The 23,891-nt window shown below is 67.0% G+C and carries 22 protein-coding genes; 5 read left to right on the forward strand and 17 right to left on the reverse strand.

What is annotated here, in order from left to right; all coding sequences use genetic code 11:
• Positions 1-31: 31 nt before the first annotated feature.
• The 4 genes from STHE_RS05360 to STHE_RS05375 all read right to left on the reverse strand — a co-directional run bounded on the left by STHE_RS05360 (position 32) and on the right by STHE_RS05375 (position 3,224).
• A complete protein-coding gene (locus STHE_RS05360) occupies positions 32-976 on the reverse strand; it encodes a P1 family peptidase (protein ID WP_012871553.1) in 945 nt (314 codons plus the stop codon).
• Complete coding sequence (locus STHE_RS05365; protein ID WP_012871554.1) at positions 973-1,776, reverse strand: MBL fold metallo-hydrolase; 804 nt, start codon at positions 1,774-1,776, stop codon at positions 973-975. Before STHE_RS05365 ends, STHE_RS05360 begins: the two co-directional genes overlap by 4 nt.
• Positions 1,758-2,411 carry a histidine phosphatase family protein gene (locus tag STHE_RS05370; protein WP_012871555.1) on the reverse strand — a complete coding sequence of 218 codons (654 nt, stop codon included), beginning with the start codon at positions 2,409-2,411 and terminating at the stop codon, positions 1,758-1,760. Before STHE_RS05370 ends, STHE_RS05365 begins: the two co-directional genes overlap by 19 nt.
• A 78-nt stretch (positions 2,412-2,489) precedes the next feature.
• Positions 2,490-3,224, reverse strand: a complete 735-nt coding sequence (locus STHE_RS05375) for an endonuclease III domain-containing protein (protein ID WP_148219912.1) — start codon at positions 3,222-3,224, stop codon at positions 2,490-2,492.
• Positions 3,225-3,325: 101 nt separating this feature from the next.
• On the opposite strand from STHE_RS05375, the gene malQ reads away from it, so the two are divergent.
• Positions 3,326-4,834, forward strand: coding sequence for a 4-alpha-glucanotransferase (gene malQ / locus STHE_RS05380; RefSeq protein ID WP_012871557.1), 1,509 nt, complete (start codon positions 3,326-3,328; stop codon positions 4,832-4,834).
• A gap of 10 nt (positions 4,835-4,844) precedes the next feature.
• Here malQ and STHE_RS05385 read toward each other — a convergent pair whose 3' ends face one another.
• Positions 4,845-5,273, reverse strand: a complete 429-nt coding sequence (locus STHE_RS05385) for a DUF983 domain-containing protein (RefSeq protein WP_012871558.1) — start codon at positions 5,271-5,273, stop codon at positions 4,845-4,847.
• Between the two features lie 249 nt (positions 5,274-5,522).
• Between STHE_RS05385 and STHE_RS05390 the strand changes: the two genes are divergently transcribed.
• A complete protein-coding gene (locus STHE_RS05390) occupies positions 5,523-6,032 on the forward strand; it encodes a hypothetical protein (RefSeq protein ID WP_012871559.1) in 510 nt (169 codons plus the stop codon).
• A 9-nt stretch (positions 6,033-6,041) separates the two neighbouring features.
• On the opposite strand, the gene STHE_RS05395 is transcribed toward STHE_RS05390, so the two are convergent.
• The gene (locus tag STHE_RS05395) at positions 6,042-7,226 is read right to left on the reverse strand and encodes an acyl-CoA dehydrogenase family protein (protein ID WP_012871560.1); all 1,185 of its coding nucleotides are present in this window, start codon (positions 7,224-7,226) and stop codon (positions 6,042-6,044) included.
• 406 nt (positions 7,227-7,632) lie between these two features.
• Here STHE_RS05395 and STHE_RS05400 point away from each other — a divergent pair, with 406 nt between their 5' ends.
• Positions 7,633-7,977, forward strand: a complete 345-nt coding sequence (locus STHE_RS05400) for a rhodanese-like domain-containing protein (protein ID WP_012871561.1) — start codon at positions 7,633-7,635, stop codon at positions 7,975-7,977.
• Positions 7,978-8,026: 49 nt separating this feature from the next.
• On the opposite strand, the gene STHE_RS05405 is transcribed toward STHE_RS05400, so the two are convergent.
• The 5 genes from STHE_RS05405 to STHE_RS05425 form a co-directional block, all read right to left on the reverse strand.
• On the reverse strand, positions 8,027-9,718 hold the full coding sequence (locus STHE_RS05405) for an ABC1 kinase family protein (RefSeq protein ID WP_012871562.1): 1,692 nt from the start codon (positions 9,716-9,718) through the stop codon (positions 8,027-8,029).
• A 68-nt stretch (positions 9,719-9,786) separates the two neighbouring features.
• A complete protein-coding gene (locus STHE_RS05410) occupies positions 9,787-10,524 on the reverse strand; it encodes an ABC transporter permease (protein WP_012871563.1) in 738 nt (245 codons plus the stop codon).
• A gap of 24 nt (positions 10,525-10,548) precedes the next feature.
• A complete protein-coding gene (locus STHE_RS05415) occupies positions 10,549-11,526 on the reverse strand; it encodes an ABC transporter ATP-binding protein (RefSeq protein WP_012871564.1) in 978 nt (325 codons plus the stop codon).
• Between the two features lie 31 nt (positions 11,527-11,557).
• Entirely contained in the window at positions 11,558-12,472 is a 915-nt protein-coding gene (locus tag STHE_RS05420) for an ABC transporter permease subunit (protein WP_041398851.1), read from the reverse strand.
• Positions 12,453-13,412 carry an ABC transporter ATP-binding protein gene (locus STHE_RS05425; protein ID WP_012871566.1) on the reverse strand — a complete coding sequence of 320 codons (960 nt, stop codon included), beginning with the start codon at positions 13,410-13,412 and terminating at the stop codon, positions 12,453-12,455. The genes STHE_RS05420 and STHE_RS05425 overlap by 20 nt, the downstream gene beginning before the upstream one ends.
• A gap of 194 nt (positions 13,413-13,606) precedes the next feature.
• Between STHE_RS05425 and htpX the strand changes: the two genes are divergently transcribed.
• Together htpX and pspAB are read left to right on the forward strand one after the other, a co-directional pair.
• Positions 13,607-14,515 carry a zinc metalloprotease HtpX gene (htpX, locus tag STHE_RS05430; protein WP_041398853.1) on the forward strand — a complete coding sequence of 303 codons (909 nt, stop codon included), beginning with the start codon at positions 13,607-13,609 and terminating at the stop codon, positions 14,513-14,515.
• Entirely contained in the window at positions 14,512-15,084 is a 573-nt protein-coding gene (gene pspAB / locus STHE_RS05435; protein WP_012871568.1) for a PspA-associated protein PspAB, read from the forward strand. The genes htpX and pspAB overlap by 4 nt, the downstream gene beginning before the upstream one ends.
• Before the next feature lie 179 nt (positions 15,085-15,263).
• Here pspAB and pspAA read toward each other — a convergent pair whose 3' ends face one another.
• From pspAA to glgB, 6 genes are all read right to left on the reverse strand, one after another.
• Positions 15,264-15,542 carry a PspA-associated protein PspAA gene (pspAA, locus tag STHE_RS05440; protein ID WP_012871569.1) on the reverse strand — a complete coding sequence of 93 codons (279 nt, stop codon included), beginning with the start codon at positions 15,540-15,542 and terminating at the stop codon, positions 15,264-15,266.
• Positions 15,539-16,279, reverse strand: coding sequence for a PspA/IM30 family protein (locus STHE_RS05445; protein ID WP_012871570.1), 741 nt, complete (start codon positions 16,277-16,279; stop codon positions 15,539-15,541). The genes pspAA and STHE_RS05445 overlap by 4 nt, the downstream gene beginning before the upstream one ends.
• Before the next feature lie 192 nt (positions 16,280-16,471).
• Positions 16,472-16,672, reverse strand: coding sequence for a translation initiation factor IF-1 (gene infA, locus STHE_RS05450; RefSeq protein ID WP_041399595.1), 201 nt, complete (start codon positions 16,670-16,672; stop codon positions 16,472-16,474).
• 416 nt (positions 16,673-17,088) lie between these two features.
• A complete protein-coding gene (gene treY, locus STHE_RS05455) occupies positions 17,089-19,944 on the reverse strand; it encodes a malto-oligosyltrehalose synthase (RefSeq protein WP_012871572.1) in 2,856 nt (951 codons plus the stop codon).
• Positions 19,941-21,803 (reverse strand): malto-oligosyltrehalose trehalohydrolase, encoded by a 1,863-nt coding sequence (gene treZ / locus STHE_RS05460; protein ID WP_012871573.1) that lies wholly within the window; start codon positions 21,801-21,803, stop codon positions 19,941-19,943. The genes treY and treZ overlap by 4 nt, the downstream gene beginning before the upstream one ends.
• Positions 21,800-23,770: a 1,4-alpha-glucan branching protein GlgB gene (glgB, locus tag STHE_RS05465; protein WP_012871574.1), complete on the reverse strand. Its 1,971-nt coding sequence runs from the start codon at positions 23,768-23,770 to the stop codon at positions 21,800-21,802. Before glgB ends, treZ begins: the two co-directional genes overlap by 4 nt.
• Positions 23,771-23,891: the final 121 nt, after the last annotated feature.

The following is a 23,891-nucleotide window of genomic DNA, read 5'->3' on the forward strand; positions in this document are numbered from 1 at the left end:
GCTCCCAGTCTAACACGTCCCGCGCTTCGAATCAGCCCTGACCCTCAGGACGGCGAACACTCCGGACAATAGCCTCGGCCACGGCACGCTGCGCCGCCGTACACCACGTCAGCACCGCGTTGTCGGGCGGCGATCCCTCCCGGCGTGCCAGGACGAAGACGACATCGCCGTCGAAGAGGGTATGCGCGGGGCGAACTGCGCGGGCGATCCCGTCGTGCGCGGCGACAGCCACCCGCACGAGTGCGTCGCGGTCCATCTCCCCGTCAATGGCGACCACCCCGATCACCGTGTTGAATGCTGAGTCCTCGTCCGACGATCCGCCACGTAGGATGGCTCGTTCGGTGTCGGCCCAGGTACCAGGCGCGTCGCCGCGTGTTCCGGCGAGGATCTGCCCGGTCTCGGGATCAACCACATCACCGTAGGGGTTGACGACGAACAGCGCGCCGAGCGCGCCTAACTCTGTCTGGACATAGGTCGATCCGATCCCCGTCGGCGTCGCGCGGGCGCGCCCCGCCAGCTTGCCGGCAGTCGCTCCGCTGCCGGCACCGACACGGCCCGAGATCCACCCGTGGGGCACCGCGTTGGCGGCTGCCTCGTAGCCTGAATCTGCCGTCGGCAGCGGCGGCGTTGGGCCGTCGAGATCGAAGATCACCGCACCCGCGACGATGGGAACCGGGATACTGGAGGTTGGGAAACCACGCCCGTGCTCGCGCAGCCACGCAACGACGCCGTCGGCGGCAGCGAGACCGAACGCGCTCCCGCCGGTGAGGAGAACGGCGTCGACGCGCTGGACCAGCCGTCCCTGCTCCAGCAATGCGACCTCACGAGTTCCCGGTGCGCCGCCGCGCACGTCGGCCACCGCCAGCGCGGGCGCATCAGCGACGATCACCGTGCAGCCGGTCGCACCGGTGGGATGCGTCCAGTGACCCACGCGGAACCCGGCAATCTCGAACGGCTCCCACTCGCCGTCACTCACGCGGTGCTGCTCCCGTCCCCGGCCTTGTCGGAACCAAGCTTGAACGTTGCATAGGGCGTGGCGACCTCCACGGGGCCGCCGAATGCATCCATCGCCTCAGCGCGCAGCCGGTCGCGCCCCAACTCTACCCAGTAATGGGTGAGGAGCAGAGTACGGGCCTCCGCAGCCGCTGCCATCTCCCCGGCTTGCCGCGCGGTTAGATGGCCAACCGTCGCGCTGAATTCCGGGTCGTTCAGGGTGGCCTCGCAGATGACGAGGTCGGCCCCGTGGGCGAAGCGCGCGACGTCCGGCGTGGGTGCCGTGTCGGCGAGGTAGACGAGCGAGTGCTCGCCGTCCTCGATGCGCATCGCCCAGCACGGGATTGCGTGCCGGGTGGGGTGGAATCGGATCGTCAGCGTTCCGACGGTGAGCGTGCTCGCCGGGTCGTACTCAGTGAGCGCGAAGACGGATTCGAAGAAGTCGCCTGCCGGTTCGCCGTCGGTCGCCAAGGCTCCCGCGATGCGGTCGAGGAATGCCAGCCCACCGGGCGGGAGAAAGACCGGTAGACGGCGATCGGTCGCGCCCGGCCCGTACTTCAACCCGTAGCGCAGCGGCACAAGGTCGAGCGTGTGGTCGGCGTGCAGGTGGGAGATGATGATCGCGTCCAGCGTGCGCATGTCGGTAAGATCGCGCAACACCGGGAGGATCCCCGGACCGCAGTCGAGGACAACGCGCGTGCCTTCGTGCATGACAAGGTATCCGGCGCACCCCTGTGCCGGGTTGGGGCAGGCGGCTGCGCCGCCTAGGACGGTAAGGTCCACCCGGTTGCCTCCGTTGTTTGGTCGAGATGAGAGATGTCGTTCCAGCAGTGGAGCGCAACGGCCCCGGACGGTGCAATTTCAAGGTGCGTGACGCTGCAGTTGGCGACCAGGAACTCGTCCCACCGATTGGGGTCGCCGGTCAGGAGCTGCGCCAGCCCGGACCCGATCACCATGAGGTGGCTCACGATAACCAGTCGCGACCCGGCGTACAGCTCGCGGAGGGCATCGAGGGCGCGCGCGACGCGGGCATGAAACTCCCGGCGTGTCTCGCCGTTGGGGAAGCCTGCATCGAGATCACGACTGTCCATCAGCCGGGCGTAGAGGTCGGGGTGCTTCTGCTGTAGTTCCTGGAGCGTGTGTCCCTCCATGTCGCCGAAGTTCAATTCCATGAGGTCGTCGTGCAGCGTCGGAGTCAGGGAGAGTCGTCGCCCGATCGTCTCAGCGGTGGCGCGCGCTCGCTGGAGAGGGCTGCTGTAGAGCGCGCCGATATCCGTGAGGCCGGCGAGCCGCTCAGCAACGCGCTGCGCCTGCAGCCGCCCGCGCTCGGTCAGCGGGAGGTCGGTCCGGCCGTGCAGGCGCCCGTCCAGGTTTCCGGCGGTCTCCCCGTGTCGCACAAAGATGATCTCAGTCCCCATCGGTGTCCCCCACTGAGTGACCACCACGCGGGACAAACCGTTCGACTGTGCTATTCATCATAACACCGGGGCGCCGCTTCACGTTCCCGCCGCGGCTTCCTGGCGCGACGACTGACACCCTGCCTGGTAGTAGTCACAGAGGTCGCTGATACAGCACTCGTCGCAGCGTGGCCTCGTGGCCTTACAGACCCGCCGCCCGTGCCGGATGAGGCCGACATGGAACGGGTAGACTTCGTCTGGTTTCAGAAGCGGCTCCAACCGGTCGTGCGCCGCAGCTTCGCTGACGCCCTGGTCGATCAACCCGACCCGGCGGGATACGCGATAGACATGGGTGTCGACCGGCAACGCAGGGCGTCCGCAGGCGAAGAGGAGCACGCAGGCCGCGGTCTTCGGGCCGATCCCCGGCAGGCTCGTCAAGCGGCGCTTCGCTTCGGGAAGCGGCAGGGTGAACAGCGATGCCAGCGGCGGGTCCTCACCCGAGTTCAGGGCAGCCGCCAGCGCCGCCTGAATGCGCGGCGCCTTCTGCCGCGCGAGCCCGCCGCTCCGAATCGCGTCGGCCACCTCCTCCACCGGCGCAGCGACGACCTCGTCCCACGTTGGAAACCGTTGCCGGAGCTCGGCGTAGGCGCGAGCCGAGTTCACGTCCGAGGTGTGCTGCGACAAGATCGTCTGAACCAGCTCCTCGACGGGCGTGCCGCTTGGCTGCAACGGGCCGACTCCGTGGGCCACGCGCAGGCGGCGCGTGATTTCGGCAGCTCGCTTGCGACGGTCGCTGCCGTCGAGGGATGCCTGCGCGGTCTCTCGGTACTCCATGGTCCCCATTGTAGTCGACGCCTATCTCTGACGGCACGCCATGGCATCATTCCGGCGCGGGGTGGGCGGAGAGTACCGCGCAGAGGGAAGGCGGGACCAGCGTGGTAGTGTCTGGCAGGACGGCAGGGATCCTTCTTCACCCGACGTCGCTCCCGGGGCCACATGGGGTCGGGGATCTTGGCGGGTCGGCGGCGCGGTTCATCGACTGGCTCAGCGAGGCAAGGCAAGGTCTGTGGCAGATCCTGCCGCTGGGGCCTCCCGGCGCCGGGGACTCGCCGTACGACGCGCGGTCGTCGTTTGCGGGCAACCCGCTGCTGATCGCATTGTCCCCGCTGGTCGAGTGGGGTCTGCTTACCGCCGACGAGGTGCCGCCACCGCTGATGTCCGACCCGGAGCGTGCCGACTTCGCCGGGGCGACCAGCGTCAAGCTGACCGCCCTTGCGCGGGCATTCGAGCGCTTTGAGGCAAGCGGCGATGGCGAGTTGCGCGTTGCCTATGAGGAGTTCTGGGAGCGGGAGAGGGCCTGGCTGGCCGATTACGCGCTCTATGCTGCGCTGCGCACGGCGCACGACGGCCTGCCCTGGTACCGCTGGGAGCCGGGCCTCGTTCGGCGCGAGCCCGCAGCACTTGCCGAGTGGCGGGCGCGGTTGGACCGTGAGGTCCGCTTTCACGCCTTCCTCCAGTTCGTCTTCGATCGCCAGTGGACCACTCTGAAGCACTACGCCAACGAGCGGGGCATCCGTATCGTGGGGGACATCCCGATCTACGTCTCCCACGACAGTGCCGACGTATGGGCGCACCAGGACCTCTTCACCCTGGATGAGGCGGGCCAGCCGACAATGCGCGCCGGGGTTCCGCCCGACTACTTCTCCGCGACCGGTCAGCTCTGGGGTAACCCGTGCTACCGCTGGGATGTGCTGGCCGCCACCGGCTACCGCTGGTGGATTGACCGGTTCCGCCGTGTCCGTGAGCTCGTGGATCTGGTGCGGGTGGACCACTTCCGGGGGTTCGCCGCTGGGTGGCAGATCCCGGCCGGGGAGCAGACGGCGATCAACGGCGCGTGGGTACCCGGTCCGGGTCTGGACTTCTTCCGCCGTCTGCAGAGCGAGCTAGGCCCTGTCCCGATCATCGTGGAGGATCTGGGGATCATCACGCCGGACGTCCATGCGTTGCGGGAGCAGCTCGGCTACCCGGGCATGCGGGTCCTGCAGTTCGCGTTCGGTAGCGGCAGCGACAACCCGTACCTCCCCCACAACTACGAGGCGGACACGGTCGTCTACACCGGAACGCATGACAACGACACTACCCTCGGCTGGTTCCGAAGTTGCCCGCCCCACGAGCGGGACCACGCTCTCCGTTACCTGGGGACCGACGGCCACGACATCGTTTGGGATCTGATCCGGCTCGCGTTCATGTCGGTGGCGAGCATAGCGGTGGTCCCGCTGCAGGATGTGCTGGAGCTGGGCAGCGAGGCGCGCATGAACGTCCCGGGCACGGCGAGCGGCAACTGGAGGTGGCGTGTTCGCGAGGACGCGCTCACCCGAGAACGCGCGCATCGCCTGGCTTCCCTCACGGAAATCTACGGCCGTGTGGGAGGCGCGGGACAGTAGCGCCGATGGGCTATACGTTCGCGGTCGTCTGGTCGCGGATACGGCGCAGTTCAGCGGTCTCGCGGACCTCGTCATCCTCCAGGGGGTGGAGGAGCAGATCGATCGCGATCCAGATGGTGCGGGCGATCGGGTAGAACGTCACGGCTACTACCGCGTTGACCGCCAGGCCCACCAGGAGCAGCGGGAGCATCGGCACGTCTGGCCAGGTTATGATCACGGTGGCCACCATGATGGCGGCGAACACCAGCTCGGTGACGATCAGGTTGATCGCCATCGCGCCGGTCCAGTAACCCTCTTCGCGCTCGAAATGGAGCCCACACTGGCGGCAGCGCAACCGCATCTTCCACCACCAGCGATAGGGGCCCGGGTCACCACAGTTCGGGCAGCGGCGCAAGAACCCGCGTAGAAGCACGCGCAGAGACGTCCCAAGGTTTTGCATTCACGCATCCTCCGTCGAAGAGGACGAGTGCGTCCTCCACGATCTAACCAATTGTACCACTCCCGGCTGTGCCCTTCGGTTCCGCTTGCAGCCCGCTGCACAGCGAGCGCGCTCCCCGTGGAGGTTGTCGCAACACTGTGACTGGCGGGTGACCGACCTGACGAGATTGTAATACCCCCTGGGCTACAGTGTCAGTGGGCGCGAGGCGCCCTCTGCCGGAAGAGCGGCCGGCTGTGAGGGGAACTGACGATGGGACACGCAGTCTCAGCCAGCACCGGTGGTGATGACCTGGTGCGAGCGGCTCGCGGGCGCGAGGCCCGGCGCGCCGACGTTCTCGAGCAGAGCCTGCGTCTCTTCCGGCCCCTGGCACGCTACACCCAGCAGGAGATCGAACGCCGCTGCTGTGAGGCCGGCGTACCGGCAGCGCGCGTGCCGACCCGGGATATCCTCGCTCGTGTGTACCTCACCGCGAGCATCGAGCCGGACGGTGCGTCGCGGATGGGGATCTATCCCTGGCTCCGCAGCCTGGTTCGCGACGAGATCGATGCGGCGCTGGCGGTGTGCGCGCCGAGTCCGTCGCCGGACGTGCAGCGCGTGCCCACGTCTTCCGGCGCGACGTCGGTGCCGGAGTCGTGGCAGGAGATCCACCTGCTCCACCACGTGGATGGGTGGCCGCTGGAGGCGATCGCTGAGGTCGAGGGGCGGGACATCGAAGAGGTCGCCCGCATCATTGGGCGCATGCTCGGTGACGAGCGCTGATCGCCGACCTCAACGCGACGCGAGGTCTGCGGCCGTGGGTGCGGGGCAGCGCGGGATGCGCTCCTGCCGGTAGCCCAGTGCGTGGCCGGCCTGCATTCCGGTGTGGATCTGGCTCGTCCCGCCGAAGATGACGCTCCCCTTGGCGTTCCACAATAGGCGCTCGAACGGCTCGTAGGGCGGCGGCCCCAGTGTCTCGCGGATCTCCAGCGCGTCGCGGCAGGCCTGATACGCGGCTTCGGTCGCTTGCCACTTTGCCAGGCCCGTCTCGCGCGCGTTGGGCACTCCCTTGTTCTTCAGTGCGCCTGCCCGGTGGATAAGGAGGCGGCTGCGCTCGACTGCACAGACCATGTTTGCCACGCGCTGCTGGACCCACTGGCTTCGCGCCGGGCCCGTGCCGTGCGGGTCGATCTCCCGCAGGAAGGTCACGATGGCATCGAGCGCGGCCTGGGCCACCCCCACGGCACCGGCTCCCACCGTGTACAAACCGTTGCCCAGGGCTGACATGGCGACCGCGAATCCTTCGCCCTCGTGGCCGAACAGCGCGTCCTTCCCGACCCGCACGTCTTGCAGCACCACGCTCCCCGTGCTCCCGGCCCGGATGCCGAGCTTGCCTCGATAGCAAGTCGTGCTGAGGCCGGGAGTCCCGCGCTCGACCAGGAACGCCGTGATGCCGTGATGGCGGCGGGAGCGATCGACGGTGGCGAAGACCAGGAAGAGGTCTGCCTCGTCTACGAGGCTGATCCAAGCCTTCTCGCCGTTCAGGACGTAGCCGTCGCCGCAGCGGCGTGCGCTGGCGATCAGCGAGCCGACGTCGGAGCCCACGCCGGGTTCTGTCAGGGCGAAGGTGGCGATTCGCTCGCCCCGCGCGAGCCGAGGCAGCCAGTACGAGCGCTGCTCCTCCGTACCCCACTGGAGGATCGCCAGGCCGACCAGGGCGAGGTGGACGGTCACGGTGATCTGATGCGCGGTGTCGATCCGTCCGAGTTCCTCGCAGAGGACGGCGAGGGCGCGGTAGTCGTACCCAAGGCCGCCGTAGCGGGGCGGGAGGCTCCATCCGAGAAAGCCCTCGGCCGCCATGGCGGGGATCGCCTGCGCGTTGGACCGGCCCTCGCGGAACTCTGCCGCGATGGTGGGTGCGAGTACCCGCTCGCCGAAGGCACGGACACGCGCCGCCAGTTCCTGGTATTCCTCCATGGCCGTCGTGTTCCTCCGGATGTCGTGCCGCCGCCCGACCCACACGCGATCGCTGCGCAAGATCCGGGAGAGAGTGGGGCACGCCATTATAGCGCAGTCCGTCAGGTTGTCTTTGTGGCCGCGGTCTCAGCGGGAATTCCCGCGGCGCCGGAGTCGTTGCGACCGGTAGCGAAAGGAGCCGGCCGCCGTGCTGGATCGCCGGCCCCACCGTCGGGGTGGGCCGGTTGCTTCGCATCGGCGGCCGAACGGTCCAGCGTGTCGAACGCATGGCCGCAGGGTCAGCAGCGAGAGACGTGGACGGGCATATGCTGATCCCGCCGATACGGTCCCCCTCGGCTCCCTGGGGCCGCCAGTCGCCTGGTACACTTCACGGACGTCAACGGCAGGGGGCAGAGAGGATACAGTGATGGTGATGGTCACCGGAAAACGGCCTGTCGTTCCCGAGATCGATCCCCAGCAGGCGTGGGAGCGGGCATCACGCGGCGACGCCGTGATCGTGGATGTGCGCGAGCCGGATGAGGTCGCGGAGGTCGCCGTGCCTGGCGCCTTGGTGATTCCACTGGGCAAGTTGGATGAGGAGGTGGAGACCATCCCCTCCGATCGGGAGGTGCTCTTCCTGTGTCGCTCGGGAAATCGCAGCGCCTACGCGACGGACTTCTACCGGCAGCGCGGGCACGAACGCACCGCAAATATCACGGGCGGCATCATTGCCTGGACCAAGGCGAATCTCCCGACGACGCGCGGCCGGTGACGAACCCCAATACTTGACCTTGGGCGCGGCGTGAACGTGATCCCGCAGCTCACCGAAAGCGGCGCCCGTTCCGGCGGGCGCGGAGGGCGAGGAAGAGGCCGAGCGCCAGCGTGACGAGCACGCCTGCGCCGACCAACGGAGCGAGCCACGTCAGCAGCCACGGCGGGTGGTAGACGGTCAGCAGGAGGCCCAGGCTGACCAGGCTGGAGGCGATCAGGATAGCACCGATCAGACGGTTGACCAGCAGGTGCGCTTGGCGCGTCATCTCCTCGATCCCGATCACCCGCATCGCAACCTCCAGATCGCCGTGCTCGGCGCGAGTCAGGAGCCGGTTGGCGCGACGAGGAAGGGTGGTGAGCAAGCGCATCGCGTCGTCACCCGCGGCGAGCAATTGCGGCACCCAGGTTTGGGGCAGGTATTGCTCCAGGACTGCCCGCCGCACGTAGGGCGCGGCCACGGCGAAGGGCTCGAAGTCCGGGTCCAGCTTGCGACCCAGTGCCTCGTACATCGCGAGCGTCTTCAACAGCAGGCTGAGTTCGGCGGGGAGCTGGAGCCGGCGACGGCGCACCATCTCCATCAGGTCTTGAAAGATCTCGTTGAAGCGGTACTCGCTCAGGCTTACGCCGTAGTACCGGTCCAGAAGGTGCTGGATATCGCGCCGGAGACCGTCCCGGTCAGTGCCGCGGCCCACGACCGAAAGCGCGGCCAACCCGTCTACCAGACCATCGGCGTCCTGGTTCACCGCCGCCAGGACGACGCTCATAAGCGCGTCGCGCGTTGCGTCGTCGATGCGGCCGATCATGCCGAAGTCGAACGCGGCGATGCGGCCGTCTGGTAGCACGGCGAAGTTGCCGGGGTGTGGGTCCGCGTGGAACATGCGGTGGACAAAGACCTGATCGAGGATGAGGTTCGCGGCGTTGCGGGCCAGGCGCCGGCGGTCGATCCCGGCGCGGTCCAGCGCGTCGATGTCGTCGATGTGGATGCCGTGGAGCCGCTCCAGGGTGATGACGCGGGACGTTGTGTGCTCCCAGAAGACAATCGGGATCACGACGTAGGGTGAGTCCGCGAAGTACTGGCGAAGCTGGTCCGCATTGCGGCCCTCGCGCATGTAGTCCAGCTCGCTGCGGAGCGTCCAGCCGAACTCGTCCACCAGCGCGACCAGGTCGTAGGCCTCAGCAAGGGGGGCGCGACGCTGGGCGAACCGCGCCATCTGCATCAGGATCGCCAGATCCTCCTCGACCTGCGCAGCGATCCCCGGCTTCTGGACCTTCACTACCACCGGCGTCCCGCCTGGGAGGCGCGCCGCGTGGACCTGCCCGATCGACGCGGCGGCGATCGGAGTCGGGTCGAACTCGCTGTAGAGGTCGGACAGTGGACGGCCGAACGACTCCTCGATGGTGGCGATGATGGCCTCGGCGGGGACTGGCGGCACATGCTCGCGCAGCTTGCTCAGCTCCGCCACGTACTCCGGCGGGAGCAGGTCCTCACGGGTCGAAAGGATCTGACCGAGCTTGATGAAAGTCGTGCCCAGCTCCTCGAGCGCGAGGCGCAGGTGCTCGGGTTGGGTGTATCGCGGAACCCGTTTGGCGTGGCGCAGCGGCAACCGCTGGAGTGGCACCAGCGTGCTCAGGCCAAGCTGGTACAGGAGCCAGCCCAGCCCGTGGCGAGAAAGGACGGTGATGATCTCCGCGTAGCGGCGCCGGTGGAGGAAGACCGGGCCGCGGAGCGAGAGCGACGGCATCGGGCACCACACTCCTGAGGGTACAAGTCAGGAACGGCAGGGAGCGCAGGCGTGTAGCCGGCAGCGTATCAGGGGATGTTCATCTGCCGCAAGCGGAGGGTCGCGAGCGCCAGCGCGGCGATGACCAGCACCGCGAGGACGATCGTGGCGGAGGAGAGCTGCAGCGCACTATCGAGCCGGACGGCCGGGTTGTCGAGGAGCCGGACGAAGACCGACTGGGCGAAGTGACGCACGCTCAGCATCTTGATGCCAGGAATGAAGCGCGCCAGTGCCGACTCCCAGATCAGGACGTAGATGATCCCTACCAGCAGGGCCCGCGGGACCAGCAGGCTGACCAGCAGGAAGAGCGCACCGTAGGCGGCGACCCCGGCCAGGGTTCCTCCCAGCAGGGCGCCCAGCATGCGCCCCGAGCCGCTGCCCCCAGACGCGACGACCCACGTCGCCACCAGTCCGATCGTGAAAGCCAGAGCCGTCACGAGTGCCGAGGCAATGAACTTCTCGACGATCAACCGGCTGCGTGCCACGGGCTTGAGGACGATGTAGACGAGCGTCCGGTCGGCGATCTCGTTGCCGAGCGCGTTGGTCGCCAGGATCAACGTGGCGAGGGGCAGGATGGTCGGCGCCAGAATCTCAAGGAACAGGTTGGTCAGAAACTCGGCGGCGTCTCCCGTCTCACTGCTCCAGCGGAAGATGGCGGCGAAGAGGACGGGGGTTGCTGCGAAGAGAGCGACCAGGAGGGTGGCTCGACCGGCGCGAAACTGGCGCAGCGTGAGCCACAGGATCGGCGCGCGGCGGGTAATCGACATGCTGCTCTCCGCCCTCCTCGGGGTCTAACGTGCGGTCACGTAGGCGAAAACGCTGGCCAGAGAGTCGTCGAGCGCCGTGACCTCGTACAGCCGGATACCGAGCTCTCGCGCAACCTTCGGCACGGCGCGGTAGAGATCCCGGACGTCGCCGGTCTCGATCAGCACGGCGTCGCCGTCGACGCGGACGCTCTCAAGTGCCGGCAGGCGGATCAGCGCGGCCGCCAGGGTACGGGCGTCATCGGCGCGCACCCGCACCCGGCGGGCGTGCTCGTCGATCTTGTCGCGAATCGCGCGGTAGTCACCCGCCGCGGCGAGCTTCCCGTTGACCAGCACCAGAATCTGATCTGCCAGGCGCTCGACCTCGTGCAGGATGTGGGAGGAGACGATCACCGTGCGACCTTCGGCGCCGAGCGACCGGATGAGCTTGATGAGCTGGAGGCGCTGCAACGGGTCGGTGCCGGTCAGCGGCTCGTCCAGGATGAGCACTTCCGGCTCGTGGACCAGGGCGGCAGCCACCTTGATCCGCTGGCGCATCCCCTTCGAATAGCCGCCGACCGGTCGATCCGCGGCCGCCGTCATCTCCACCCGGGCGATTGCCGCGGCTGCGGCGGCGTCTGGATCGGGCAGCCGCTGAAGGATTGCGTTGAGCCGGACGAACTCCCGACCGGTAAGGAAGGGGTAGACCACCTCCTGCTCGGGCACGAGGCCGACGCGTCGGTAGAGCCCCGGATTGGCTCGTACCGGCTCGCCGAGCACGCGCACGGTCCCCATGGATGGGGTAAGCAGCCCGGCCAGCATCTTCAGGATCGTGGACTTGCCCGCACCGTTCGGTCCCAGGAGGCCAGTCACCCCAGGACCGATCGCGAATGAGACGTTCGACACGGCGACGACGTCACCGTACCATTTTGACACCTCGGTGACTTCGATCGTCCGCGGGCCGTCCGGAGGCACGAACCCGGCGACCGGCCTCTGCTCTTCGGCTTGCTGTTCGACTTCTACCACCGTGCCGTGCCTTTCGGTCCGACGTAGTGCGTCAATCTTCGGCCAGGTAGCGCTGGTACATGACGACGCCGCAGATAGCAGCCACGGCGGCCACCACCAGGAGATAGAGCCATCCCTGTAGTGGTGTCCCGATCGGCGGTGAGCCGACCGCCGTTGCGCCGCCGAAGATCCAGTTGATGATTCGGTCCGGGACGTCGGCGAGGCTGATCAGGTCCAGGAAATCACGCCACGAGGCCGTGATGGCGCTGGCGAGCGCTTGGACGATCGCCGTCTCAATGGTGATGAACCCGATGTAGATGGCGGCCGCTACCCCTTTGCGGGCGGTGAACGACGCGATGACCAGCCCGATAGCGGCATAGAAGATTGAGAGCAGCGTACCCGTGGCCAGAATCCGGCCAACCTCGTCGGGCTGCTCACGCAGGTAGGTGAGCGGGGAGTCGGCTAGCAGCACGTTGCCGATGAAGAGGAGCAGCGGCGGCAGAATCGCGATCGAGCCCAGAAGAATGCCGAGTGCCGCGATCTTGGCAAACAGGTAGTCGCCGCGCGTAATGGCCCGGGAGAAGTAGAGCGGGAGGACGTTCTCCCGCCGATCGTCGCACAGCATCTCCGGCGCAGCCGCCGCGGCGAAGATCAGGAGCAAGGGCGAGAGGGCGATGTACAGGGTGCTGTAGTTGAACCCCTCTGCCACCGGGCCGACCAGGGCGCGAATGCCGATGATTACCGCCACCGGTAGGAAGGAGGCGGCGTAGAGAAAGATCGGGATAATCTTGGCCGTCCAGCGCTTCTTGACGCCCAGCGCGCGCCGAACCGAGTACCAGGTCAGCGCACGCACCGCGTGGGCACGCCCCTCCCGACGTCCCTCGTAGTGCTGGTAGCCACGATCGAAGACCTCGCCATAGCGCCCGCCGGACTGGGCGGCGCCGGCCTCACCCGGCACGCTCGACACCGTCGCTCCCTCCGTTGGCTGCCAGTACCTGCTGGACATAAACGTCCTCCAACGAGCGCGATTGCACCCGCAACCCGCGAAGGGCGACATCGAGGTCCGCAGCCGTGTCCCGGATCAGATCGAAGACCAGGTCATCGGTGTGCTTCACGGCGAGCATGCCGTCGCTCGCCGTTACGGTCGCGCCGCGCGCGATCAGGGCTTCGCGGAAGCGAGCTGCATCACCGTCGACCTCTACCAGGATGTCGCCGGCCCCCGCGATCAGCTCACGCACCGGGCCATGCTGCACCAGCCGGCCCTGGGCAATCAGCAAGACATAGTCGCAGACGCGCTCGACGTCATCGAGCAAGTGGGAACTGAGTACCACGGTGATCCCCACCTCGCGGTGGATCCGGTTGATGAGCTGCAGCATCTCGTCCCGGCCCTGCGGGTCCATGCCGTTGGTTGGCTCATCGAGGAAGACCAGATCGGGGTCGTGGACGATCGCCTGGGCCAGCTTGACCCGCTGCTTCATGCCGGTCGAGAACTCCCGGATCAGGCGATAGCGCTCCTCGTCGACGCCACAGTGGTACAGCACCTCTGCAGCCCGAAGGCGCGCGGCTCGGGCAGGTAGCCCCGACATCTGCGCCATGTGGCCCACGAAGTCGGCGGCGGTCACATCGCCCGGCAGGCAATCCGATTCGGGCATGTAGCCGGTGCGCTGGCGGATCTGGATACCGTCGCGGGCGATGTCAAAGCCGAGAACGCTGGCCTCGCCCTGGGTCGGGCGGATCAGTCCGAGGAGCAGCTTGATGAGGGTGGACTTGCCAGCGCCGTTTGGTCCCAGCAGACCGATGGCGCCGGGCGGCACCTCCAGGTCGAGGTGATCCAGCGCGACAACAGAGCCATATGCCTTGTGCAGCCCGCGGCTGATGATGACCGGTTCGTCGCGGTGCGGTTCCATCGACCACCCTTCAGACAAGCCTTGCTTACACCAGCGAGGCAGCAGCGCGCTGGACGCTCACCAGTATACCGCCTCGCGGCAACTCTCGGGCCCATTCCCACCGCGTCGGCCTCGTCGCTACGGGTATAATTCAATCGAGGTGGCTCGGTACCTTACATAAAGCGAGGAACAACGTGGCAAGCACTGTCGGTCGAATGGCCCGCTGGGGCCGAGACACTGAACTCTCTGTCCGCATGTTCATCGTGATGTTCTTGCTGGCAGCCGTTTACCTTGGCTTCATCGCGGTGTTGTGGTATGCCGGGGTGGACTTCATCACCATGACCGTTATCGCGGCTGCGTTGCTGGGAGTTCAGTACTTCGCGTCGGACAAGATTGCGCTCATGACGATGGGCGCCCGAGAGGTCTCCCCGCAAGAGGCGCCGGAGCTGCACGCGATGGTTGATCGCCTCGCCCAGATCGCCGACCTGCCCAAGCCGCGTGTGGCCATCTCGCCCTCACGCGTACCAAACGCCTTCGCGACGGGGCGCAACCCCAAGAACTCCGTGGTGGCCGTCACGCAGGGGTTGCTGGAGCGTCTCGACCCGCCTGAAATCGAAGCGGTGCTGGCGCACGAGCTGAGCCACATCCGCAACCGCGACGTCATGGTGATGACGCTCGCGACCTTCTTCGCCGTGGTCGCGCAGTTGTTGATGCGCTGGCTGTTCTGGGGCGGCATGTACGGCGGGTTTGGGGGCCGGCGTGGCGACCGGCGCGATGGCGGTGGCGGAGCGATCGCGCTCGTCTACCTCGCGTCGATTCTTGTCTGGGTGATCAGCTACTTCTTGATCCGCGCTCTGTCGCGCTACCGGGAGTACGCCGCGGACCGCGGCGCCGCAATCATCACCGGCGCACCGTCGCAGTTGATGTCGGCGCTCATCAAGATCAGCGGCGTGATGGATCGCATTCCCGAACGCGACCTGCGCGAGGTGCAGGGGATGAACGCGCTGTTCATCATCCCGGCTGCCAAGGGCCGGGATCTGGCCGAGCTCTTCTCGACGCACCCGTCGCTGGAGAACCGCCTGGAACGGCTGCGGCGTCTGTCGCGGGAGATGGAGGGGCTGTGAGGCGGTTCCTGGATGCGCTGCTGGGGCGCGCTCGACCCCTTCCGGCGAAGAACGAGCGCCTGTTCGCCATCTCCACGGCGATGGTGACCTTGGAGCTGCAGCTCGGCCTGAAGGCGATCGACCGAGCCGGGATCACCTTCAAGCCGGTCGAGTCCAACTACTTCGAGCGCATGAGCGTCGACCTGAACGCGCTCCTTGAGATCAGCACCCGCGACACCGGGTCGCGCTTCGAGACGAAGACTGACCAGTACAACTTCCGCTGGATCATCCTCCAGGATCCTGAGTTCGAGGACCTGGTCGCGACGATCCACATCGTGAGCGAGGAGCTGGTCGCCAACGGCTTCGGCGAGCAGCTCCTTGCGAGCGTGTTCGGCTTCACCACAGCCGAGGGGCAGCACGTCTACTGGATTTACAACTACAAGCGAGGACGTTTCTACCCCTTCGTCCCGCGGGGTAATCGCGCTCGCGACAACGCGCTCGAGCTGCGGATGGGCAGCGCGATGGAGCGGGAACTGCCCGTGGAGCCGGAGCTCGAGCGCTGGTATCCCATCTGGGACATCCCGTTCTAACCGCGACGACGGCGGGCGGGCCAGCCGACGTGATCCAGCGTGAGCAGGCCACCGTCATCGGTCCTGCACGAGCAGCCACCTCGGCCGAGGGTGACACCAACTAGAGAGATCACGACGAAGGGGAGCCATCATCGCTGCTCCCCTCTGTCACCCATGGAATTTTCGTCGTGCGGTAGCGTCTAGCCCGGAACCAGCCCGTCGCCGATGAACATCTCGCTGGCCTCTTCGAAGGTCGTGTCGGGAGGCGGCAGGACGATCTCAGATTCCACCAGCTCCTCCGCCGGGACGGGCGTGCCATGCTCGCGCACGAGGGCCAGCAGGTCGTTGAGCAGCACCTTGAAGCGGTCCTTGTCGCCGGCAGCGATGGCCGCCACAAGGTCGTTGTCGATCTCGTTCAACTTGTCGAGGTAGGCGCTGTCGATCCGGTATTGGCCCTCGGTCGCGATCCGCACGATCATTGCTGGCCTCCCTCTGGGAGCGTCTTTGGCTGCTCAGGAGCACCAAGTTCGGCCTTGAGCGCCGCCAGTTCGGCGTCAACGCTTTCGCGCACGGTGATCTGCGCCAGCTCCCGTTCGATCGCATCACGCCCGGAGGTCGTAAAGTCCTCCAATGCGCCGGAGGCGATCAGCTCGTCGATGGCACCGGCGCGAGCCTGGAGCTGCTCGGTCTTCTCCTGGGCGCGATCGAGGGCCAGACCAACGTCGGCCAACTCCTCGGAGAGTCCGGTTACCGCCTCACCGATACGCACCTGGGCCTCGGCCGCTGAGTACTGGGCCTTGACCACTTCCTTGCGCGTGCGGAAGGACTCGATCTTCATCCGCAGCCGGGTCTCGGCCTGCTCCAGCTTCGCCTGCTCCTGATCGAGCTGCGCCGTCTGCTGATCCAGGTCCGCCAACTGCTGCTGGATCATGGCGCGGCGCTCGAGCGCGGCGCGTGCCAGGTCATCCCGCCCAACCGCGACGGCCTGCCGCGCCTGTTCATTGAGCCGGTTGACGCTCTCCTGCAGCTTGGCCTTCTGCAGCTCTAGCCGCCGCTTGGAGGTCGCTACCTCGACGACTCCGCGCTTGACCTGCTGCAGCATCTCCAACTGGCGCTCATAGGAGTAGTCGAGCGTCTCACGCGGATCCTCGGCCGCACCGAGCAGCCGGTTCACCTTGACCTTGATGAGGGTGGTGAATCGGGATAGCAAACCCATCGTCCGTCCAATCTACTCAGTGCGATGCGCACTGCGGGCGCCGGTGAGTCGTTGCCGTCATTATAGCCGCATCCAGCCGGCAAGTGAACGAAGGACAGGAACGACGACGCGGCGGTGTAAGGGGTATCGCGGCGAAGCGCGGCGGCGGACCGCGCCGCCGGCGTGCCGGGTGGGGAACTGGGGAAACGGCCGCTAGCGGTAGCGGTAGGTGATGCGACCCCGGGTCAGATCGTAGGGTGACAGCTCCACGACCACGCGGTCGCCAGGGAGCACACGGATGAAGTGCTTGCGCATCTTCCCCGCCAGATGAGCGAGGACCGTATGCCCGTTGTCGAGTTCAACCCTGAACATCGCGTTGGGCAGGGCCTCAGCGACCCGTCCCTCGACGGTGATCGCGTCGGGGTTGCTGGGGCGCGGCCCGCGTGCTGGCGCCTGCGCGCCACCTCGTCGCTGTGTTGGTCGTGCCATGAATCCTCCTTCTCCGCTCGCGCGGCCGATCTTCAGCCTGCCTCGGGCCTGTAGCCCGTGCACCCACACCACGGGTGGGATGCGGCCTTCGGCACGCGCAAGCCTCGTGTCTGTATCGCATCACGTGGACCGGGACTGCTATGGGAGTCTCTGCCAGCCGCGTGGTGCGGAATCCTCGCCCACGACCGGGACCGGCCGCGGCCCGCACCGGCACTTGTCGGGGTGTTGAAAGCGCCGGAGGGGCGAGAAGGCAAGAACACAACGTAATCCTACCACATCCGGCCGACCGAGGACGCCGAACCTGACCAGCTCTCGCAACCGCGGGTTGGTGCTACCGGTGCCTAACCCGCCGAGCTCGCGCGCCCGACCAGCAGGGAAACCGGGAGCGTCCGGAGCGCGTGGTGAATGGGGATCGTCCAACCTGCCGAGCCCTGTCGGGCGCGAAGTCGTTGCCCGGTCAGCGCATCGCGCCAAACAACCGGCGCGCCGGGCGGGAGCAGGATGCACGTGTCTCCCCACGTCCGGCGGCCGACCGGTGGGGCCGCCCTCGGTCGGAGCGTGGCGATCAGTCGTGGTGCGATCGTGACCGCCCAACGGTCGTCCTGGCGCCGCGCGAAGGCTACCAGGTGGGTTGCACGTTCGCCCCGGGACTCCAGCGGGAGGTAATCACCGCCGGCGAACAGGTCGGGCTCGGCCCGCCGGGTGGTCAGGGCACGCGTCAGCACCTCCAGCTTGATGCGCCCGTCGCTCCAGTGAGCAAGGAGGTGGGCTGAACGCCGATCAAGGGCTGAGCCGCCCTCGTCGCCGACTTCGTGCAGCATCTGTCTCAGGAGCTCGTAGTCGATCGGGCGACGGTTGTCGGGGTCTGCCAGCGTCAGGTCCCAGACCTCAGTGCCCCGGTAGATGTCGGGAATTCCGGGCGCGGTGGCGTGCAGGACGACCTGGGCCAGTCCGGTGATGGCGCCGTAGGCAGCGATCCGGCGCGTGAAACGGACGAAGTCGGGGAGGAACCGGTTCTCCTCTCCAGGCGTGAGGATGGCCTCGACGAACCCCAGCACCGCCTCCTCGTGCTCGACATTGGGCCGGAGCCAGCTCGTGGCTGCCTTCGCCTCTCGCATGGCCTTGCGCAGGTACGTGCCCAGCCGCTCGCGGAAGTCGGTCAGGTCGGCATCCGCCAACGGCCAGGCACCGACGAGGGTCTGATAGAGGAACCACTCCTCGTTGGCGTCGGGGACGGGACGGCCCTCGACGATCGTCTTCCACGGTTGATTCCAGCGACTCCAGCGGCGCACCGCTCGCTCCCACTCCCCAGGCACCTCGGAGAGCGCGACAAGCCGGGCACGCACGTCCGCGCCGCGCTTGGTGTCGTGCGTCGAGGTGGTGTTGAGACTGTGCGGCCACGCTGAGCGACGATGGGCATTGAAGGCGTGGAAATTGGCCACCGGTTCTCCGTTGATGTCCGGGTCACCACCGACCTCGTTGAGGGCGAGCAGCCGGTTGTAGACGTAGAAGGCCGTATCTTCGACACCCTTGGCCGTCACCGGGCCGGTGAGCTGCTGCCACTGGGCGACGAACTCGCGCCAGGCGCGGCGTTGCTCCTCGCTCAGCGTGGGAGGGAACGCCAGCGAGAGCACGCGGCGGAGGAAGGAGAAAACCACGGCGGGCACCGTGGGCTCGTCCTGTTCGGCGGCGGCGATCGCGGAATCGACCCAGCGCGAGTCTTGTGGTGCCGATCGGTCACCCGCGGCGTAGGTCCGGTAGACGGGGAGGCACGCTGTGACCGCCACGAGCGCGGCCCGCAATTCCTCCGGGCTCAGATCACGAGCGTGGCGGTCGTGTGCCGCGATCGCTTCAAGTCGCCGCACGAGGCTCTGCGTCTCCCCCGCGAAGAGTTCGTGGATGACGCGGCGTTTCTCCCGCCGCGCCACCTCATCGAACGAGTCGTAGGCGCCGGTAAAGCGGCCGTAGCTGTTCCCAAGCTCGGCCAGCCCGTCGGGGTCGACGAAAACGGCCGTCAGGACGTTGAGGAAGTCGTACCCGGTCGTGCCGGCGACAGGCCAGTCCGGTGGGAGGTCTTCACCAGGCGCAAGGATCTTCTCGACGACGATGTAGGGCGGCGGGGTGTCGGCGTGATCCAACCGCCGCCGCAGGTAGCGCAGGTACCCGGCCGGGTCGCGGAGGCCGTCCACGTGGTCGATGCGCAGTCCCTGCGCCTTTCCCTCTTCAATGAACCGGAAAATGAGGGCGTGGGTCGCCTCGACGACCGCCGGATCCTCGGCTCGGACGGCGACGAGGTCGCTGATGTCGAAGAAACGCCGGTAGGTCGCCCGCTCGGCTGCGACCTTCCAGAAGGCGAGCCGGTATGGCTGCGCCTCGAGTAGGGTGTGGAGCCGATCGAACGACGCGGGGTCCCCCGGCGTACCCTGTGCCGCGGCTAGACAGTCCTCGACCGCGGCGCGTCCGGTCCCTCCGCTGGTGTAGAGGGACCACAGGCTTTCGATGATAGTCCGCCCCTCCCTCGTACGACGCAAGTGGTCGTCGTCACCGAGCTTCCCGGTGGTCAGCGCATGGGAGGCTGCGGCGATCGCCCTGATCCGCTCTCGTGCTTCGTCCGAGATGGCGGCAGGGCCGTCGAGATCGAGCACCAGGTGGTACGTGCCCGGATTCAACGGGAAGCGGAGCCCGTGGTAGTCGATGAAGAGGCCGTCGGCGTCCAGCTTGAGCTGCAGAGCGCCTGACTCGAGCGCTTGCGCATACGGCTCGCCGAGGACCGGAACGAGGATCTTCTGCGGCGCTCCGGATGACGGATCCGGGCCGCGCCAGTCGATGGCGAAGAAGCCCGCGTACGGTGACGCAGGGCCCCAGGTCAGCACGTCGGTCCACCAAGGGTTCTCGGTGCTGGCAGCCATGTGGTTCGGGACGATGTCCAGGATGAGACCCATGCCGTGCGCATGCAGCTCGTCGACGAAGGCCGCGAAGTCGGCGTCCGTCCCGAGCTCATGGTTCACTCGGCGGGGATCGACCACGTCGTACCCGTGGGTACTGCCGCTCCGGGCCGCAAAGATGGGCGACGCGTAGACGTGGCTGATCCCGAGCCGGTCGAGGTAGGGGACCAGCGCGCGTGCCTCTGCGAAGCCAAAGTCGCGGTTGAGTTGCAGTCGATAGGTCGCGGTCGGGAGGGACGGCACGCTACTCATGGCGCTTCCTTGGCGATCTGGCGGTGGTAGAGCACGGCGGCGCGAGGCGGCAGCGGCACCGCCGTGGCCTGACTGGCGTCCACGGCATCCGGCGCACGGCTACCCGATCCGCCCCACGTAGGATCTGCGGTGTCGAGCCGCTTGTGCCAGTTCCCGCCGGGAACCGGGAGCAGTACCGTCGCGGGTTGGTCGTCGAAGTTCAACGCCAGGATGGTGGCATCCGGCCCATGCCAGCGGTGCACCAGGAGAACCCGGGCAGGCCGGGCGACTGTTACCTCCAGGGTGTCGCGCCTCAGGTGCGCCAGGGACGGCAATTCCCGCCGCAGGGTGAGGAGTTCGCGGTAGAGTGCCACGAGCTGCCGGTGCGGTTCACGATCAGCGAGGTCTGGGCGCAGGCGTGAGGAGATGAAGAGCGTGGGATCCTGGGGATCGGGCGCGTCGCGGTCCCAGTGCTCCGCGAATTCGCGCTGGCGTCCTTCACGAACGGCAGCCACCAGGTCCGGGTCGGTGTGGCTGGTGAAGTAGTGGAAGGGGGTTGTCTCCCCATACTCTTCGCCCATGAAGAGCAGGGGGACGTAGGGTGAGAGGATCGTCGCTGCGGCGGCAAGCCGGAGCCCGTCGAACGACGTCAAGGTTGCCAACCGCTCGCCGTCCACGCGATTGCCGACCTGGTCGTGGTTCTGGACGAAAATCACCAGTTGCTGCGCCTCTACGCCCGTGAGCGGGGCGCCGAAGCGGCGTTGCCGACGCTGCGAGTACTGGCCTGAATAGACAAAGCCATCGCGGTAGGCGCGGGCCAGGTGGTCGATGGTGCCGAAATCGCGGCGATAGGGGCTCCTCGCACCGGTGAGGAGCGCGTCGACGGCATGATGAAAGTCGTCATTCCACTGGGCGCTCAAGCCGTATCCGCCAAGCAATGGAGGGCGAACGAGCCGCGGGTCGTTCAAGTCGCTCTCAGCGATCAGATGGACGCGCCTGTTCCGTCGCTCTGCCACGTCGTTCACCGATTCCGACAGCTCCTGGAGGAAGGGATGAGCTGAGCGGTCGAAGATCGTGTGCACCGCGTCAAGCCGCAGTGCGTCGATGTGGAGCGTGTCAATCCAGTAGCACGCGTTCTCGATGAAGTAGCGGCGAACTTCGTCGCTATGCGGGCCGTCGAAGTTCAGCGCCGCTCCCCACGGCGTGTGATAGCGCTCGGTGAAATACGGTCCGAAATCGCCCAGGTAGTTGCCCTCTGGGCCGAGATGGTTGTAGACGACGTCGAGGACCACCGCGAGACCGCGCTGGTGGCAGGCGTCGACGAGCCTCGCCAGTCCCTCCGCGCCGCCGTAACTGTTCTGAACGGCGAACGGGTAGACGCCGTCGTAACCCCAGTTGCGCTCACCCGGGAACTGTGCCACCGGCATGATCTCGATGGCCGTAATCCCAAGGTCGCGTAGGCCGTCGAGGTATGGGATCACTCCGAGGAACGTTCCCGCATCGCTGAAGGTGCCGACATGCAGCTCGTAGACGACAAGGTCACGGAGCGGGAGACCGCACCAGCCCTGGTCCGTCCAGGAGAACTCGGAGGGATCAATCACCTCTGACGGACGGTGGACTCCCTCCGGTTGGGAGCGAGAGGCCGGGTCGGGTCGCTCCAGCGTGCCGTCAAGGACAAAAGTGTAGCGGGAGCCGGGCTGGACATCGTCGACGGTGGCGGCGTGGTAACCGCGCGGCAGAGGCCTGAGGCGCACCTCGCGCTGCGTCGGGCCCAACAGTCGCACATCAACCGTGGTGGCAAACGGAGCCCAGACGAGGAAGTGGGTCTGTCCGTCACCCAGATAGGTCGCGCCGAGTCCTGGCTCGGCGGGCCGCATCATTGCCGGGCCTCATCGGGGGCGAACAGCACGGCCCCGAGCGGGGGAATGGTGATGGTGATCGACTGGGTGTAGCCGTGCGACGGAACCGGGTTGGCAGTCACGCCGCCGAGGTTACCCTGGCCGCTGCCGCCGTATACAGTCGCGTCGCTGTTGAGGATCTCGCGCCACCGGCCGAAGCGCGGTACGCCGATGATGTAGTTGTGGCGCGGTACGGGCGTGAAGTTGAAGGCAGCGACGATCTCGCTAACCTCAGCCCGCCCCCTGCGGAGAAAGGTCACCACGCTCTGCTCGGCGTCGTTGGCTTCGATCCAGGCGAAGCCCTCCGGGTCGAAGTCGCGTTCGTGCAGGGCCGGCTGCTCGCGGTAGAGGCGATTGAGGTCCTCGACCAGCCGCTGGATGCCCTGGTGGGGCGCGTACTGGATCAGGTCCCACTGCACGCTGCCGTCGTGGTTCCACTCCTGCCACTGCCCGAACTCGCCGCCCATGAAGAGGAGCTTCTTTCCCGGCTGGGCCCACATGTAGGTGAGAAGCAGGCGCAGGTTGGCGAACTTCTGCCAGTCGTCGCCTGGCATCTTGCCCAGCAGCGAGCCCTTCCCGTGGGTAACCTCGTCGTGCGACAGCGGGAGCACGAAGTTCTCGGTGAAGGCGTAGATCATCCGGAAGGTCAACTCGTGGTGGTGGTAGCGCCGATGAATCGGGTCGCGGGCCATGTAGCTGAGTGTGTCGTGCATCCAGCCCATGTCCCACTTCATGCCGAAGCCGAGGCCGCCGACGTAGGTCGGGCGGGAGACCATCGGCCAGGCGGTCGACTCCTCTGCGATGGTCTGAACATCGGGATAGTGTCGGTAGACCTCTTCGTTCAGGCGGCGCAGCAAGCTGATGGCTTCCAGGTTCTCCCGACCGCCATGCTCATTGGGAATCCATTCGCCTGGCTTCCGGGAGTAGTCGAGATAGAGCATCGACGCGACTGCGTCCACGCGCAGCCCGTCGGCGTGGTAGCGATCCAGCCAGAACAGGGCGTTGCTGAGGAGGAAGCTGCGGACTTCGTTCCGGCCGTAGTTGAAGATGTAGCTGTTCCAGTCCGGGTGGAACCCCTTGCGCGGGTCGGCGTGCTCGTAGAGGTGCGTGCCGTCGAAGAAGGCCAGGCCGAAGTCGTCAGTGGGGAAGTGGGACGGTACCCAGTCGAGGATCACGCCGATGCCGTGCTGGTGCAGGTAGTCCACCAGGAACATGAAGTCCTGGGGCGTGCCGTAGCGGCTGGACGGGGCGAAGTAGCCGGTGATCTGGTAGCCCCACGAGCCGAAGAAGGGGTGCTCCATGACCGGCAAGAACTCGACGTGAGTGAAGCCCATGCGGGTCACGTAGTCGGTGAGCCGCGGCGCCAGCTCGCGGTAGCTCAGCGAGCGGTTCCCCTCCTCAGGGACGCGCATCCAGGAGCCCAGGTGGACCTCGTAGATCGCGATCGGCGCGTCGGCAGCATTGCGGGCGCCACGGGTTGCCATCCACTCCTGATCGCCCCAGGTGTAGTCGAGATCCCAGACAATCGATGCCGTCTTGGGCGGAACCTCGGTGAAGAAGGCGAACGGGTCGGTCTTGTCGACTTCATAGCCGTGGTAACGCGAGACGATGTGGTACTTGTAGAGGGCACCGTGTCCGACCCCCGGGATGAACCCCTCCCAGATGCCCGACTGTTCGCGTGGTCGGAGGAGGTGACGGGTGGGGTCCCAGCCGTTGAAGTCGCCGATCACAGCGACCCGCTCGGCGTTCGGGGCCCAGACCGCAAAGTAGGTGCCGGGCACATCCCCCACAACGATGGTGTGCGCGCCGAGATGCTCGTAGAGGCGCAGGTGGGAGCCCTCGTTGAACAGGTAGAGGTCGTCGGCGCTCAGCAGCGACGGGCTGGCTGCCGGGGACGGCCCCGCCGCGGGCGGTAGGGACGTCGATCGCCGGTCGATCTCGTTGGGCACGGTGTTTCCCCTCCAGCGCGCAGTGTCTCTTGGCTTGTCCCCGGCCTTCCAAGCGGGTGAGCGAGGGCCGGCTCCGTCGATCCTCCATCCACCCTCCCCGCTGGCGCAGGCTTCGTGCCAG

Origin of the sequence: Sphaerobacter thermophilus DSM 20745 (assembly GCF_000024985.1) — a bacterium.
Lineage (GTDB): Bacteria > Chloroflexota > Chloroflexia > Thermomicrobiales > Thermomicrobiaceae > Sphaerobacter > Sphaerobacter thermophilus.

Excerpts from the sequence above, each read along its gene's own strand:
- STHE_RS05375 (WP_148219912.1), bottom strand. The coding sequence starts at position 3,224 with ATGGAGTACCGAGAGACCGCGCAGGCATCCCTCGACGGCAGCGACCGT.
- STHE_RS05410 (WP_012871563.1), bottom strand. The coding sequence starts at position 10,524 with ATGTCGATTACCCGCCGCGCGCCGATCCTGTGGCTCACGCTGCGCCAG.
- STHE_RS05390 (WP_012871559.1), top strand. The coding sequence starts at position 5,523 with ATGGGACACGCAGTCTCAGCCAGCACCGGTGGTGATGACCTGGTGCGA.
- treZ (WP_012871573.1), bottom strand. The coding sequence starts at position 21,803 with ATGATGCGGCCCGCCGAGCCAGGACTCGGCGCGACCTATCTGGGTGAC.
- STHE_RS05385 (WP_012871558.1), bottom strand. The coding sequence starts at position 5,273 with ATGCAAAACCTTGGGACGTCTCTGCGCGTGCTTCTACGCGGGTTCTTG.
- STHE_RS05445 (WP_012871570.1), bottom strand. The coding sequence starts at position 16,279 with ATGGGTTTGCTATCCCGATTCACCACCCTCATCAAGGTCAAGGTGAAC.
- STHE_RS05405 (WP_012871562.1), bottom strand. The coding sequence starts at position 9,718 with ATGCCGTCGCTCTCGCTCCGCGGCCCGGTCTTCCTCCACCGGCGCCGC.
- STHE_RS05400 (WP_012871561.1), top strand. The coding sequence starts at position 7,633 with ATGGTGATGGTCACCGGAAAACGGCCTGTCGTTCCCGAGATCGATCCC.
- treY (WP_012871572.1), bottom strand. The coding sequence starts at position 19,944 with ATGAGTAGCGTGCCGTCCCTCCCGACCGCGACCTATCGACTGCAACTC.
- STHE_RS05425 (WP_012871566.1), bottom strand. The coding sequence starts at position 13,412 with ATGGAACCGCACCGCGACGAACCGGTCATCATCAGCCGCGGGCTGCAC.
- STHE_RS05370 (WP_012871555.1), bottom strand. The coding sequence starts at position 2,411 with ATGGGGACTGAGATCATCTTTGTGCGACACGGGGAGACCGCCGGAAAC.
- STHE_RS05395 (WP_012871560.1), bottom strand. The coding sequence starts at position 7,226 with ATGGAGGAATACCAGGAACTGGCGGCGCGTGTCCGTGCCTTCGGCGAG.
- pspAA (WP_012871569.1), bottom strand. The coding sequence starts at position 15,542 with ATGATCGTGCGGATCGCGACCGAGGGCCAATACCGGATCGACAGCGCC.
- htpX (WP_041398853.1), top strand. The coding sequence starts at position 13,607 with ATGGCCCGCTGGGGCCGAGACACTGAACTCTCTGTCCGCATGTTCATC.